Source organism: Methylobacterium sp. P1-11, assembly GCF_008329595.1.
Lineage (GTDB): Bacteria > Pseudomonadota > Alphaproteobacteria > Rhizobiales > Beijerinckiaceae > Methylobacterium.
In genome coordinates this window covers 193,806-207,507 of record NZ_NPKS01000005.1, presented here as the reverse complement: position 1 = coordinate 207,507, position 13,702 = coordinate 193,806, and the positions used below count along the sequence as shown (strand labels likewise).

The window sequence follows — 13,702 nt, the reverse complement described above, 5'->3', positions numbered from 1 at the left end:
ATATAGGGTCGCCCCGCGCGGTTTGCCCTATCCTGGATGCGATCCGGCCTGCATCCTTCGTGCCGCGGTCAGCAGAGCCCGGCCGCGCGCAGCACGTCGTGGGCGCGGATGATGTCGCGCAGCCGCTCCTCGAACGACCGGTCGCCGCCATTGGCATCCGGGTGGAAGCGCTTCACCAGCACCTTGTACTGCGCCTTGATGGCGGCCGTATCGGCGGTCTCCTCGAGCCCCATCACGTCGAGGGCCCGGCGGACCGTGGCCGAGTGTTTGGGCTTGCGCGGCTCCTCGGGCTGGCGGGCACGCCGACGGGCGTCGCCGACGCCCTCGCCGCGCAGGATGCCGAGCGGGTCGACATAGGCCCAGTCCCGAACCGGCTCGTCCGCGGGCTTCGCCTCGCCCGTCCGGTTCACGCCCATCGCCCAGGTCGGACGATGTCCGATGATCGCGTCCTTTTGGTAGGCCTGGACGGCGGCATCGTTCATGCCGTCGAAGTAGTTGTAGGTGGCGTTGTAGGCGCGGACATGGTCGATGCAGAAGCGCCAGTACTGGCCTTCCGCCTTCCGGCCCTTCGGCGCCCGATACAGGCCCGGATGGGTGCAGCCCGGGCTCTCGCAGCCGGCCTCGGCCGCGGGCTTCGGCTCGTCGCAGGACGGTTTGATCCGGATGCTGTCGAACAGGCGCGAGTTGAGATCCATGACGAGCCGATTATGAGGGGGCGGACCTGAGACACAAGGGCACCGGGCCTGATGACGCATGCGCGGGATCGGGCTTGACGGCGGCCCACGAACACGACGCGAGGGCACGATGGCGGATGGTGCGGGCGCGGGCGGCACCCTGCGGGACTGGATGGAGGCGCGGCTGCAGGAGCAGCTCGCGCCGGCGCGGCTCGACGTGATCGACGAGTCGCATCTGCATGCCGGCCATGCCGGGGCACGGCCGGGGGGCGAGACCCATTACCGGCTCGACATCGTCGCGTCGGCATTCGAGGGCAAGAGCCGCGTCGAGCGGCACCGCTTGGTGAACGCGCTGCTCGACGACGCGTTCAAGCGGGGCCTGCACGCCCTCGCGCTCCGCGCCCGCACGCCGGCCGAGGCCGCCTGAAGTCGCCGCGGCCCGCGGCGGCTCGGGTTCGCGCGACGCCGCGGTCTTTGCGAGCGGAGCGAGGCAATCCAGCCGCGCCACCCTTGGCTATGTCGCGCTGCGCCGGGTCGCTTCGCTGCGCTCGCGACGACGGAGAGACGATTTCGATGGCGCGCCATGAGCGGAACGGGGGGCACAGGCGGGATATGGTGACGCGGGCGTCGATCCGCATCCTTCGCCGCATCGGCCCCGCGCCCGACGCGGCAGCGCCGCGCGCCGTCAGCGCGCTGCCGGGGAGGCCGCCATGTCCCTGCGGGTGACGCCGCGCATCGCCATCGCCGAGGACGAGATCGAGCTGTCCTTCATGCGCGCCTCGGGGGCAGGCGGCCAGAACGTCAACAAGGTCGAGACCGCGGTCCAGCTCCGATGGGCGGCCCTCGCGTCGCCCTCCGTGGATGATCGCGTCAAGGCGAATCTCGTGCGGCTCGCCGGGCGGCGCATGACCAAGGACGGCGTCCTCGTCCTCGCCGGGCAGCGGCACCGGACGCAGGAGCGCAACCGGGCCGATGTCCTGCAGCGCCTCGTCGATCTCGTGGCGGAGGCGGCCAAGCCGCCACCGCCGATCCGCCGGCCGACGAAGCCCACGCGCGGCTCGCAGGAGCGGCGCATCGGCGCCAAGAAGAACCGCGCCACGATCAAGCAGGGCCGGGGCACCTTCCGGGATTCCGACGGATGACCCCGCGCCGCTCAGGCTTCAGTGGATCGCGTCGATGACCTCGGCCTTCGGGCTGGCGTCGGGTGCCGGCGACGAGCCGGCGACCAGGGCGCTGCCGGGCTTGGCGATGGTGAGGGCGATCGCGATCAGCGCCAGGATGGCGGCCAGCGCCGCCGGGAACAGGAAAGCCGATTCGCCGTAGCGCATGTCGAGCAGGCCGCCCACCACCGCACCGGTGCTGAGGCCCGCCCAGAGCGGCGCCTGGAGCCAGAAGGACGGCGCCACCGTGCCGAGCAGCAGGTTGGCGCAGCCGGTGCCGAAACGGACCACGGCGCCGGTGACGTAGGTGAGCGCCAGGGAGCGGCCGCCCTCGTCCTGCAGCGTCGCGTTCTGAAGGCCCAGCGCCAGGACGATCGGATAGGCGTGCAGCGGATAGGCGAAGGTGCCCCAGGGCATCAGCAGGCCGCCGGCGAGGAGCAGGGCCTGGAGCGTCAGCAGCACGGCAAGGCGCCAGCGCCCGACCCAGGCGGCGATCAGCGTCCCCAGGAAGGCGCCGAAGCAGAACAGGCAGATGGTGCTGGCGACGCGGCTGACATTCTCCCAGTCGCCATTGGCCACCGCGACGCCGAAGCGCGTGGTGTTGCCCGACATGAACGACATGAACAGCTGCGAGAATTCCAGGAAGCCGATGGAATCGGCGCAGCCCGCAAGCGCGGCCAGGGCGATCGCGAAGGGGATGCGGGTGCGCGGATCGGCCGGAAAGGACTTGTCGGCGGGCGGTTCGGGTTTCCGCTCCGGTACCGCTGCTCCTGTCCGATTGCCGTAATCCGCCATGCTGATCCCCCGATCGAGCGACCGCGCCTAGCCGCGGCCGACTGACAATGGACGAACAGCCAAGCGGTTTCATGTCGCTGTGCGCCGCAACACAACGACGCGCCCCGGTACCGGATGGCCACCTTCGCGCCGGATTGCGGCGGGACGCGAGGTCAGGATCTCCAATCCCGCCGCCGCGGCCCTCGTGCTGATATGGGCCTCGGCGTGGGCGTAGCGGCCGTCCCGGCCCAGAACGTAGCCGGGACCATCGTGGGATTGGACCGTGACGGCGCAGAGACCACCCGTCCGCAGGACCCGGCCGATTCCAGCCAGGAGCGCCGCGAGGTCCGCCACGTAGATCAGGACGTCCGCGGCAAGGCAGAGATCGGCGGACGATCCGGGCATGTCCGCCAGGGCCGCGGTGAGGTCGCCTTCGATCAGGCGGTCATAGAGCGGTCGATCCCGCCACGCCTTGGCCCGCGCCAGCGTCAGCATCCCCGGTGAGAGGTCGATCCCGGTGAGATGACCGATCCGGTCGCGCAGAGCGGCGCCCATGAGCCCCGTGCCGCAGCCGAGATCCAGAGCCACCGCGAAGCGCCCCGGGACACCGGCCAGGGCATCGCGGACGAGCTGCGGGCCTATATAGGCCAGGCCCTCCACGAGGTGGTGCTCGAAACGCGGCGCGTAGCCGTCGAACAGGGCCCGGATATAGGTGGGGGAGAGGGCCGGGAGGTCGCCGCCGACACCCAGGCGGACGAGATGCGTGCGCACGCCCAGCCCGTCCTCCGGATCGATGTCGAGGGCGCTGGCATAGGCGCGCGCCGCCGCTTCGCGCAGGGCCGGATCGCCGCTGGCGGCGGCCATCGCCGCGCGCGCCCGGCCCAGCAGGAGCCAGGCCGGCGTGTAGCGCGGTGCAAGGTCCAGGACCTGCACGGCGAGGTCGGCGGCGGCCTCGTGGTCGCCCTCGGCCAGGCAGGCCTCGGCGTAGCGATAGCGGCGATCGGCGAGGAGGTCGCCGGAACTGAGCTGCGAGGCCATGCGTCTGCCGGATCGGGGGCGCCTATATACCGGGGCCACCGGCGGACACCACCGGCTGCACGGACACGATGCCGATAAGCGCCAGCGATCTCCTCACCCTGACCCGCGAGGGTCTCTACTGCCCGCTCGGGCGTTTCCACGTCGATCCGACCTGGCCGGTGGAGCGCGCGCTGATCACCCACGGCCACGCCGACCATGCCCGCGCCGGCCACGGCCAGGTGCTGGCGACACCCGAGACCCTGCGGATCATGGCGGTGCGCTACGGCGCGGAGTTCTGCCGCCAGCGGCAGGAGGCCCGGCTCGGCGAGCCGATCCGTGTCGGCGACGTCACCGTGCGCTTCGCGCCGGCCGGCCACGTCCTCGGCTCGGCGCAGATCGCCATCGAGCGGGACGGGGTCCGGGTGGTGGTCTCGGGCGACTACAAGCGGGCGCCGGATCCGACCTGCCTGCCCTTCGAGGTGGTGCCCTGCGACGTGTTCATCACGGAGGCGACCTTCGGCCTGCCGGTCTTCACCCATCCCGACACCCGGGACGAGGTCCGCAAGCTCCTCGACTCGGTCCGGCTGTTCCCGGAGCGCGCGCACATCGTGGGCGCCTACGCCCTCGGCAAGGCGCAGCGGGTGATGGCGCTCCTGCGGGAGGAGGGCTGGGACCGCCCGATCCACCTGCACGGCGCCATGGAGAAGCTGACGGCGCTGTACAAGGAGGAGGGGGTGCCGCTGGGCGACACGCCCAAGGTCGTGGCCGCCGAGCGCAAGGACCTGCACGGGGCGATCGTGATCTGCCCGCCTTCGTCGATCCAGGATCTGTGGTCGCGCAAATTTCCCGACCCGGTGACTTGCTTCGCCTCGGGCTGGATGCGCGTGCGTGCCCGCGCCCGCCAGAAGGGCGTCGAGCTGCCGCTGGTGATCTCCGACCATTCCGACTGGCCGGACCTGTGCCGCACCATCCGGGACACCGGCGCCGGGGAGGTCTGGGTCACGCACGGGCAGGAGGACGCCTTGGTCCATTGGTGCGGAACGCAGGGCATCCGGGCGAAGCCGCTCCACCTGCTCGGCTACGGCGATGACGGCGAGGTCGAGGGGACCTCAGAGTCGGGATCCGAGGCGGAGGCGGCCGCGTGAACGAGTTCGCCCATCTCCTCGACCGCCTCGCCTACGAGCCGCGCCGAAACGCCAAGCTGCGCATGCTCCAGGACTATTTCGCACGCACGCCCGATCCCGAGCGCGGCTACGCGCTGGGCGCCATGACCGGCACGCTGAGTTTCCGCGAGGCCAAGCCCGCCCTGATCCGGGGGCTGGTGGAGGAGCGGATCGACCCGGTGCTGTTCCGGCTGTCGCACAATTACGTGGGCGACCTCGCCGAGACGACGGCGCTGATCTGGCCGGGACCGGCGGAGGCGCCGCGGGAACCGGGCCCCGGCCACAACAACCCGCCGCCGCAGGTCCCGACCCTGGCGGAGGTCGTCGGGACGCTGGCGACGATCCCCAAGCGCGAGCTGCCCCGCCATCTCGCGGACTGGCTCGACGCCCTCGACGAGACCGGGCGCTGGGCGCTCCTGAAGCTCGTCACCGGCAACCTGCGGGTCGGCGTGTCGGCGCGGCTCGCCAAGACGGCGGTCGGCGCGCTGGGCGGCCACGACGCCGACGCCGTCGAGGAGGTCTGGCACGGGCTGACCCCGCCGTTCGAGACCCTCTTCGCCTGGGTCGAGGGCCGGGCCGCGCGGCCCGAGACCCTGAACCCGGCGCCGTTCCGGCCGCCGATGCTGTCGCATCCGATCGAGGAGGAGGCCGACCTCGAGAAGCTGGAGCCCGCGGCGTTCTCGGCCGAGTGGAAGTGGGACGGCATCCGCGTCCAGCTCGTCGGCGGCCCCGATCGGGCGGGCCACCAGGTCGGAAAGGTCTATTCCCGCACCGGTGAGGACATCACCGGGGCGTTCCCGGATCTCGCCGAGGCCATCACCTTCACGGGGTCGCTGGACGGCGAGCTGCTGGTCCTGCGCGAACGTCGCGTGCAGAGCTTCAACGTCCTCCAGCAGCGCCTGAACCGGAAGGCGGTGACGGCCAAGCTTCTGGAGGAGTTCCCCGCCCATGTCCGCGCCTACGACCTCCTCACCCTCGGGGGCGACGACCTGAGGACCGAGCCCTTCACGGTCCGACGGCAGAAGCTGGAGGCGCTGGTGACCCGCCTCGATCACGCGCGGATCGACATCTCGCCGCTCGTTCCCTTCGCCGACTGGGAGGCGCTGGCGGCCGCCCGCGCGGATCCAGCCTCGGTGGGGGCTGGCGAGGATGCCGATGCCATCGAGGGGGTGATGCTCAAGCGCCTCAACAGCCCCTACCTGCCGGGCCGTCCCAAGGGACCGTGGTGGAAGTGGAAGCGCGAGCCGCACATCGTTGACGCCGTGATGATGTACGCCCAGCGCGGGCACGGGAAGCGCTCGTCCTTCTACTCGGACTATACGTTCGGGGTCTGGCGGGCGGCCCCCGCGGGCGGGGACGAGCTGGTGCCGGTCGGCAAGGCCTATCACGGCTTCACCGACGCGGAACTGGCCAAGCTCGACCGCTACGTCCGCAACAACACCACCAAGCGTTTCGGCCCGGTGCGCGAGGTCGCCCATGGCCGCGAGGCGGGTCTCGTCCTGGAGATCGCCTTCGAGGGCGTGCAGCGCTCGACCCGGCACAAGTCGGGGGTGGCGATGCGCTTCCCGCGGGTCAGCCGCATCCGCTGGGACAAGCCGCCCGCGGAGGCCGACCGGATCGACGTGCTGGAGCGCATCCTGGCCCGGGGCGAACGGGAGATCGCCCCGGGGGCGACCCTGATGGAGACGTCCGCATGAAGCAGGGCAAGATTGGTCCGGTGGAGACGATGGCCGCAGGTCCGGTGGAGCGGCACGCGAGTGGGCGGCTGACCATCGCGACCGCGGGGCCGGGCTTCACGGATTTCACCGCCGCGGTGGCTGAGTTCGTGCGCGGCAGCGGCATCCGGGACGGTCTCGTCACGGTGTTCTGCCGGCACACCTCGGCCTCGCTCACCATCCAGGAGAACGCCGACCCCGACGTCCAGACCGACCTGATGGCCGCTCTGGACGGGTTCGCGCCGCGGCATGCCGGCTACGTCCACGGCGCCGAGGGGCCGGACGACATGCCGGCCCATATCCGCACGATGGTGACCGATTCGGCCCTGACCATCCCGCTGATCGACGGCCGGCTGGCCCTCGGCACGTGGCAGGGGATCTACCTGATCGAGCATCGCGACCGGCCGCACCGACGGGAGGTCGTGCTGAGCGCGATCGGGTCGTGACGCGTCCGCCGCCACCACCGCTCCGCGCGCCTCGCCGGCGCCTTCGGCCCAGCAACACGCGGTCACACACCGTCGGTTAACCAGGTCGGGCTCTTATCGGTCTCCGTCGGATCGGGGACCGTGCCGCTCCGGCGAACGGAGACCCCGATGGGCCTTTTCACCGCGCTCTCGAACTCGATTTCCGGCGCCTCGGCGCAGTCGCTGGCCCTGAACAACATCTCGGGGAACATCGCCAACACCCAGACGGTGGGCTTCAAGTCCACCGAGACGAGCTTCGCCGACATGCTGGCTGAGACCGACCGCAGCACGCAGCTGGCCGGGGGGGTTGCGTCGAACACGCGCAACAGCCTCAACATTCAGGGTTCGATGCAGTCGACCGGCGTCTCGACGAACCTCGCGATCTCGGGCAACGGCTACTTCATCGTAAAGCAGAATACCGGGACGCCGCAGAGCCCGACCTTCAGCGGCGACACGGGTTACACCCGGCGCGGCGACTTCGCTCCGGACGCCAGCGGCTATCTCAGCAATGGCGCGGGCTACTACCTGTTCGCCGGTCCCTCGGCCACCGCCCCCGTCCAGGTCCCGACCGGCGCTAACACCTTGGGAAGCCTCGCGGTCTCGCCCGCCGGTACCTTGACGGGCACGGCCGCCGACGGCAGCTCCGTGGCCCTCGGCACGCTGCAGCTGGCGCAGTTCGGCATGCAGGACAACCTCGCTTCGCTCGACGGCGGCACCTACGTCGCCACCGGCAAGTCGGGGACACCGAGCTACGGCCTCAACGGCGCGACCATCACAGCCGGCTCGGTGGAGCAGTCGAATGCCGGGATTTCGGATCAGTTCTCGAAGATGATCGAGACCCAGCAGGCCTACACGGCCAACACCAAGGTCATGAGCACGACCGACCAGATGCTCCAGGACGCGATCGCGATGTACTCGTGATGCCGCCCCGCCGGGCGAGGCCGGGCGGTCGTCCAGGATCGCGCGGGCGACCGGTATCAGAATCCTGACCGCCCCCGGAAACCCGTGTGCTGTCAGGATCGCGGACGCGGAAACGAAGCCCGGGATCAGGCTGACGAGCCCGGACACGATCCAGAACGCCGCGAGGCCTCCGATGACCAGCGGCTTCAGCAGATACAGCCGACCGAACCAGCGCTCCTGAACGCCGGGCGCGAGCCCCGCCGGCACCGCGGCGCAGGTGGTCGGTTCCACGCCCAGGGCCGATGCCCAGGGCGGGCGCCGGGGACCCCACGGCGCAACTCCTGCAGGGCCGTGTTGCTGATCGGCGGCCGCCATCCGAGCCGCGCTGCGGCGTCGCCGGCATGCGCGCCGAGCGTCATCAGCCCGGACGGAAGGCGGAACCACGGTTCCGGCCCGCCGATCCAGCGCCGGGATGCGCCGACGACCTGCCCGACATTGGCCGGCTGACGTCCATCACGTTCCACACGACGCGCCAAGCCCGCTCACCCGCCCGCCAACGACGGGCGCCGCGCGCGACGGTCTCGCCGAAATCCGCGACGGCCGTCGTCACGACGGGGGGCGGCCTCGCGCGCCGGCGGACGGAACGGTATCGCGGCTAGGTCGCGCATCCGGACCTGCATCCTGAGCATCGGCAGCCAAAACAGCCAGGTGACACCGTCGAGGAGGAGCGGGGAGGCGCCGACTCAGCCTTCCCAGAGGGGAAATCCCGCCCCGCGGGTCAGGAGGAGGCCCGTGATCGGCTGCGCGATTACCACCGTCGCCGTGAACAGCGCGTCGGCCGGGACCACCATCCCGGCGGTGCGCGGCACGAAGGTAGTGTCGCGGCTCAGGCGGGCCATCAGCATGAAGAAGGCGATCCTGGTTCCCGTCCCCAGGATCACCACGGCCCCGAGGATGGGGGTGATTTTCCGGACGAGGTAGCTCAAGGCGCGGAAGTCCCCGTCACAGAAACTTCAGCGGGTCCTTCTCGGGCGGGGGCGGTGCCACGTCGGCGCGGTTCCACCAGCCGCCGCCCAGCGCCACGAACAGGGCCGCAGTGTCGGCATACTGGGTCGCCCGCGCCGCGGCCGAGGTTACGAGCGCCGACAGGTAGCCCTGCTGGGCGATCAGCACCTGCGAGGAGGTGATCGCCCCCGCCGTGTACTGCTTGCGGATCAGCCCGAGGCTCTGGTTCGTGGCGCTCACCGCGGCGTCGGCGGCGGCCACGGCCTTCGCGTCGGCCTGGAGCGCCCGCAGCGCGTCCGCGACGTTCTGGAAGGCGGTGATCACGATCGCCTTGTACTGCGCCTGCGCCTCCGTCAGTGATTCCTCGGCGGCGCGCTGGCGCCGGAACAGGGTCCCGGCATCGAAGATCGGCGCCGTCGCCTGACCGATGATCGTGAAGAACGCCGCCCCCGGATTGGTGACCTGGGCGATCCGCGTGGCGCTGGAGCCGCCCGTGGCGGTCAGGCTGAACTGCGGCAGGCGGTTCGCAACCGCGACCCCGACATTGGCGCTCGCCTGCTGCACCATTGCCTCCGCCGCCTTCACGTCGGGCCGCTGCTGCACGAGCCGCGAGGGCAGGCTCACCGGAAGCCGCGTCGGCAGGCGCAGGGCGGCGAGGTCGAAGGTCTCGGAGACCTCGTCGGAGGGCAGGCGCCCGGCGAGAGCCGTGAGCAGATTGCGCTGCTGGGCGAGCGCCTTCTCCAGGGGCGGCAGGAGCTGCTGTGACAGCGCCAGCGCGGCCTGCTGCTGCACCACGTCGGCCCCGGCGATCTGCCCCAGGGAGAGCTGCTTGTTGTAGAGCTGCAGCACCTCGGTCTGCGCCTGGATCACCTTGCGGGTCGCGTCGATCTGCGCCCGCAGGGAGGCTTCCTGGATCGCGGCGGCGACGACGTTGGCAGTCAGGCTCAGATAGGCCGCTTCCAACTGGAAGCGCTGGTTCTCTGTGGTGGCCTCCAGGGACTCGATCTGCCGCCGGTTCCCGCCGAACACGTCCGGATTGTATGAGACCACCGCCTGCGGCGTGGACAGGCTGTAGAGATACTGGTTCTGGTTGTTGAGGGGCGATTGCAGGTCGAGGCCGGGCGCCAGCGCCCCCTGGATCTGGGGCGTCGCGGTCAGGCTCGGGTAGAGCGTGCCCTTCTGGGCGAGCACGTTCTGCTGCGCCACCCGCAGGGAGGCCTGCGCGGCCTCCAGCGACGGGTTGTTGGCGAGCGCCTGCTCCACGAGGCGGTTCAGCGCCTTCGAGTGGAACAGGGTCCACCACGAGCCCGGGATATCGGCGCCGGAGACGAAGCTCTGGTCGGCCGAGCCGCCCTGCCGGGTCCGGATCTTGTCGGCCGCGGAGGGGTTCTGCAGCGGTTCCTTGGTGTAGCGGCCGACCGGCGGGGTCTCGGGCGCCACGTAGTTCGGGCCGACCGCGCAGGCCGACAGGCACAGGGAGGCCGCCAGCACAGCGGCTGCCCGTCCGCACCGTCCCGGCGCAAAGCTCACCATGCCGCCCCCGAAAACCCCACCTCGGTAGAGCGGCGCGACCCGCATCCAAGTCAATGGAACCGTCCCCCGTTGGCGCGCGCGGCGCGGCCGTTGTGGCGCCCCTGCAACGGGCCGCAAACCTGACCCCAAGTCTTGAGCCGGCTCACGCGGCAGCCCGATGCGTGGACCGGGCCTGCACGTCGGGGTTCGGGTGCCGTCGGGAGAACAGGGAGATCAGCACCGGCACGACCACGAGGATCAGGTTCGGCGCCAGGATGATGCCCCCCACCACCACCAGCGCCAGGGGTTTCTGCACCTGCGAACCGATACCGGTGGAGACCGCGGCTGGCAGCAGGCCGACGCAGGCCGCCACGCAGGTCATCATCACCGGGCGCATGCGGACCACGGCGGCTTGCCAGACCGCCTCCTGCCGCTTCCAGCCCTCGTCGAGGAGCTGGTTGTAGTAGGCGAGCAGGATCACGCCCTCCATGGTCGAGATCCCGAACAGCGCGATGAAGCCGATCGCTGCCGAGATCGAGAACGGCGTGCCGGTCAGTGCCAGGGCGAAGATGCCGCCGATCATCGCCATCGGGATCACCGACAGGGTCAGCAGCATGTCGGCCAGCGACGAGAAGTTGATGTACAGCAGCAGCGCGATCAGCAGCAGCGTGACCGGCACCACGAGGCTGAGCCGGGCCGCCGCCTCCTTCAGGTTGGTGAACTGCCCGACCCATTCCAGCCGGTAGCCCGGCGGCAGGTCGACCGCGTCGGCGACCTTGCGCTGCGCCTCGATCACCGCACTGCCGAGGTCACGGCCGCGCACCGAGAACTTCACCGGAATGTAGCGCTGCTGGTCCTCGCGGTAGATGAACGAGGCGCCGGAGACGAGATCGACGTCGGCGATCTCGGAGAGCGGCACCTGGATCACGCCACCGTTCGGGTTCTGGGCGCCGACCGCGATGTTGCGGATGCCCGCGAGCGAGGAGCGGTACTCCTTGGCGAGCCGCACCCGCATCGGGAAGTGGCGGTCCGAGCCGTACTCGTAGAGGTCGCCCGCGGTCTGGCCACCGATCGCCGCCTGGATGGTGGTGTTCACGTCGCCGATCGACAGGCCGTAGCGCGCGGCCTTATGGCGGTCGACGTCGATCCGCACCGTCGGCTGGCCGAGGGACTCGAACACCGAGAGATCGGTGACGCCCGGCACCGTGGCCAGCGCCGCCTTGACCGCGTTGGCGGTCTTGGTGAGCTGGGCGAGGTCGTTGCCGTAGATCTTGACCGAGTTCTCGCCCTTCACGCCCGAGGCGGCCTCCTGGACGTTGTCCTCGATATACTGCGAGAAATTGAACTCGATACCGGGGAATTCCGCTTCCAGCTGCTTGCTCAGGTTCTGGATCAGCGTCTCCTTGTCGAGGCCCTTGCGCCACTGGTCGATCGGCTTGAGCGGCGCCAGGATCTCGACGTTGAAGAAGCCCGTGGCGTCGGTGCCGTCGTTCGGGCGGCCCTGGTGCGACAGGACGGTGGTGACCTCCGGGACCTCCTGGAAGATCTTGCGCATGCGCTGGACGTAGGCGTTGCCCGCCTCCAGCGAGATCGAGGACGGCATCGTCCCGCGGACGTAGAGGTTGCCCTCCTCCAGACGGGGCAGGAATTCCAGGCCGAGATGGCGTGCCGTCAGCCCGGAGACGAGCAGCACCGCCAGCATGACGGCCAGCGCCAGGACGCGGTTGCGCAGCCCGAAGGCCAGAGCGCGCTCGTGGCCGACGCGCAGCACCCGCACGATCAGCGTGTCGCGCTCCTCGAGCCTCTTCGGCAGCATCAGGGCCGAGAGCGCGGGCGAGACCGTGAAGGTCGCGAGCAGGCCGCCGAGCAGCGCGTACGCGTAGGTCTTGGCCATCGGGCCGAAGATGTGGCCCTCGACGCCGGTCATCGTAAACAGCGGCAGGAAGCCGACGATGATGATCGTCGCCGAGAAGAAGATCGCCCGGTTCACCTCGCGGCCCGCGACCGCGATGGTGCCGAGCCGGCCCGTCAGCCCGGCGGGGGGCGCCTCGCCCTTCACGTGGTCGGGCTCGGCGATGTGGCGGAACACGTTCTCGACCATGATCACGGTCGCGTCGACGATCAGGCCGAAATCGATGGCGCCGAGGGACAGGAGGTTCGCCGAATCGCCGCGCACCACCAGGATCAGGATGGCGAAGCCGAGCGCGAACGGGATCGTGGCGGCCACGATGATCGCACTGGTGAGCGAGCCCAGGAACAGCCACTGCACGACGAAGACCAGCACCACGCCGAAGACGAGGTTGTGCATCACCGTGTGGGTGGTGGTGTGGATCAGCCCCGAGCGGTCGTAGATCCGCTCGATCTTCACGTCCGGCGGCAGGATCGTGGAGCCGTTGATCTTGTCGATCTCGGTCTCGACCCGCTCCAGAGTCGGCAGGCTCTTGCCGCCGCGGGTCATCAGCACGATGCCCTCGACGATGTCCGCCTGGTCGTCGTGGCCGACGATGCCGAGCCGCGGCGCGTTCGACACGCGCACCTCCGCCACGTCGCGCACCAGCACCGGGGTGCCGTTGACGAGGCTGATCATCGTGTCGCGGATGTCGTCCATGTCGCGGATCAGGCCGATGCCGCGCACGACCGCCGATTGCTGCCCGACGTTGAGCGTCTGGCCGCCGACGTTGATCGAGGCGTTGTTCAGCGCATTGGTCAGCTGCACCAGGGTCAGGCCCTGGGCCTGGAGGCGGTTCAGGTCGACCGCGACCTCGTATTCCTTGGCCTTGCCGCCGAAGGCCGTGACGTCGACGACGCCGGGGATCGCCTTGAACCGGCGCTGCAGCACCCAGTCCTGCAGGGTCTTCATGTCCATGGGCGAGTAGCCCGCAGGGCCGACGAGCTTGTAGCGCATGATCTCGCCCACCGGGCTCGTCGGCGAGATCTGCGGCGTGGCGCCGTTGGGCAGCGCCGGGGCCTGCGACAGGCGGTTGAGCACCCGCTGCAGCGCCTGCTCGTACGTGTACTCGTAGTTGAACTGGACCTTCACGTCGGACAGGCCGAACAGCGAGATGGTCCGGACCACCTGGGCGTTCGGGATGCCGGCGAGCGCCACCTCCAGGGGGATGGTGATGTAGCGCTCGATCTCGTCGGCGGACTGGCCCGGATTCTGGGTGATCACGTCGACGAGCGGGGGGACCGGATCGGGATAGGCCTCGATGTTGAGCTGCGTGTAGGCGCCGTAGCCGACGCCGAGCATGACGACGAACAGCAGCACCACCAGCACGCGCTGGCGCAGGGAGAAGGCGATCAGGGCGTTCATCGGAC

Annotated in this window: 12 protein-coding genes; 6 read left to right on the top strand and 6 right to left on the bottom strand. The window is 70.3% G+C overall.

All coding sequences use genetic code 11. The features are described from left to right. Positions 1-68: 68 nt before the first annotated feature. Positions 69-695 (bottom strand): DnaJ domain-containing protein, encoded by a 627-nt coding sequence (locus tag CIW48_RS07535; RefSeq protein WP_149310254.1) that lies wholly within the window; start codon positions 693-695, stop codon positions 69-71. 109 nt (positions 696-804) lie between these two features. Here CIW48_RS07535 and CIW48_RS07530 point away from each other — a divergent pair, with 109 nt between their 5' ends. Further along, positions 805-1,101, top strand: coding sequence for a BolA family protein (locus CIW48_RS07530; protein ID WP_091778236.1), 297 nt, complete (start codon positions 805-807; stop codon positions 1,099-1,101). Positions 1,102-1,384: 283 nt separating this feature from the next. Then, positions 1,385-1,816, top strand: coding sequence for an alternative ribosome rescue aminoacyl-tRNA hydrolase ArfB (gene arfB / locus CIW48_RS07525; protein WP_149310253.1), 432 nt, complete (start codon positions 1,385-1,387; stop codon positions 1,814-1,816). Between the two features lie 18 nt (positions 1,817-1,834). Here arfB and CIW48_RS07520 read toward each other — a convergent pair whose 3' ends face one another. Then, complete coding sequence (locus tag CIW48_RS07520) at positions 1,835-2,629, bottom strand: YoaK family protein (protein ID WP_149310252.1); 795 nt, start codon at positions 2,627-2,629, stop codon at positions 1,835-1,837. Positions 2,630-2,698: 69 nt separating this feature from the next. Next, positions 2,699-3,646, bottom strand: a complete 948-nt coding sequence (locus CIW48_RS07515) for a methyltransferase domain-containing protein (RefSeq protein WP_149310251.1) — start codon at positions 3,644-3,646, stop codon at positions 2,699-2,701. A gap of 68 nt (positions 3,647-3,714) precedes the next feature. Between CIW48_RS07515 and CIW48_RS07510 the strand changes: the two genes are divergently transcribed. The 4 genes from CIW48_RS07510 (at position 3,715) to CIW48_RS07495 (ending at position 7,888) form a co-directional block, all read left to right on the top strand. Continuing rightward, positions 3,715-4,770 (top strand): ligase-associated DNA damage response exonuclease, encoded by a 1,056-nt coding sequence (locus tag CIW48_RS07510; protein WP_149310250.1) that lies wholly within the window; start codon positions 3,715-3,717, stop codon positions 4,768-4,770. Continuing rightward, on the top strand, positions 4,767-6,485 hold the full coding sequence (locus CIW48_RS07505) for a cisplatin damage response ATP-dependent DNA ligase (RefSeq protein ID WP_149310249.1): 1,719 nt from the start codon (positions 4,767-4,769) through the stop codon (positions 6,483-6,485). The genes CIW48_RS07510 and CIW48_RS07505 overlap by 4 nt, the downstream gene beginning before the upstream one ends. After that, complete coding sequence (locus tag CIW48_RS07500) at positions 6,482-6,949, top strand: secondary thiamine-phosphate synthase enzyme YjbQ (protein WP_149310248.1); 468 nt, start codon at positions 6,482-6,484, stop codon at positions 6,947-6,949. Before CIW48_RS07505 ends, CIW48_RS07500 begins: the two co-directional genes overlap by 4 nt. A 147-nt stretch (positions 6,950-7,096) precedes the next feature. Then, positions 7,097-7,888 (top strand): flagellar hook basal-body protein, encoded by a 792-nt coding sequence (locus CIW48_RS07495; RefSeq protein WP_091778251.1) that lies wholly within the window; start codon positions 7,097-7,099, stop codon positions 7,886-7,888. A gap of 722 nt (positions 7,889-8,610) precedes the next feature. On the opposite strand, the gene CIW48_RS07485 is transcribed toward CIW48_RS07495, so the two are convergent. From CIW48_RS07485 to CIW48_RS07475, 3 genes are all read right to left on the bottom strand, one after another. Beyond that, positions 8,611-8,853 carry a DUF2269 family protein gene (locus CIW48_RS07485; protein ID WP_149310247.1) on the bottom strand — a complete coding sequence of 81 codons (243 nt, stop codon included), beginning with the start codon at positions 8,851-8,853 and terminating at the stop codon, positions 8,611-8,613. A 16-nt stretch (positions 8,854-8,869) separates the two neighbouring features. Then, complete coding sequence (locus CIW48_RS07480; RefSeq protein WP_149310309.1) at positions 8,870-10,405, bottom strand: efflux transporter outer membrane subunit; 1,536 nt, start codon at positions 10,403-10,405, stop codon at positions 8,870-8,872. A gap of 142 nt (positions 10,406-10,547) precedes the next feature. Next, complete coding sequence (locus CIW48_RS07475) at positions 10,548-13,697, bottom strand: CusA/CzcA family heavy metal efflux RND transporter (RefSeq protein ID WP_149310246.1); 3,150 nt, start codon at positions 13,695-13,697, stop codon at positions 10,548-10,550. Between the last annotated feature and the right edge of the window lie 5 nt (positions 13,698-13,702).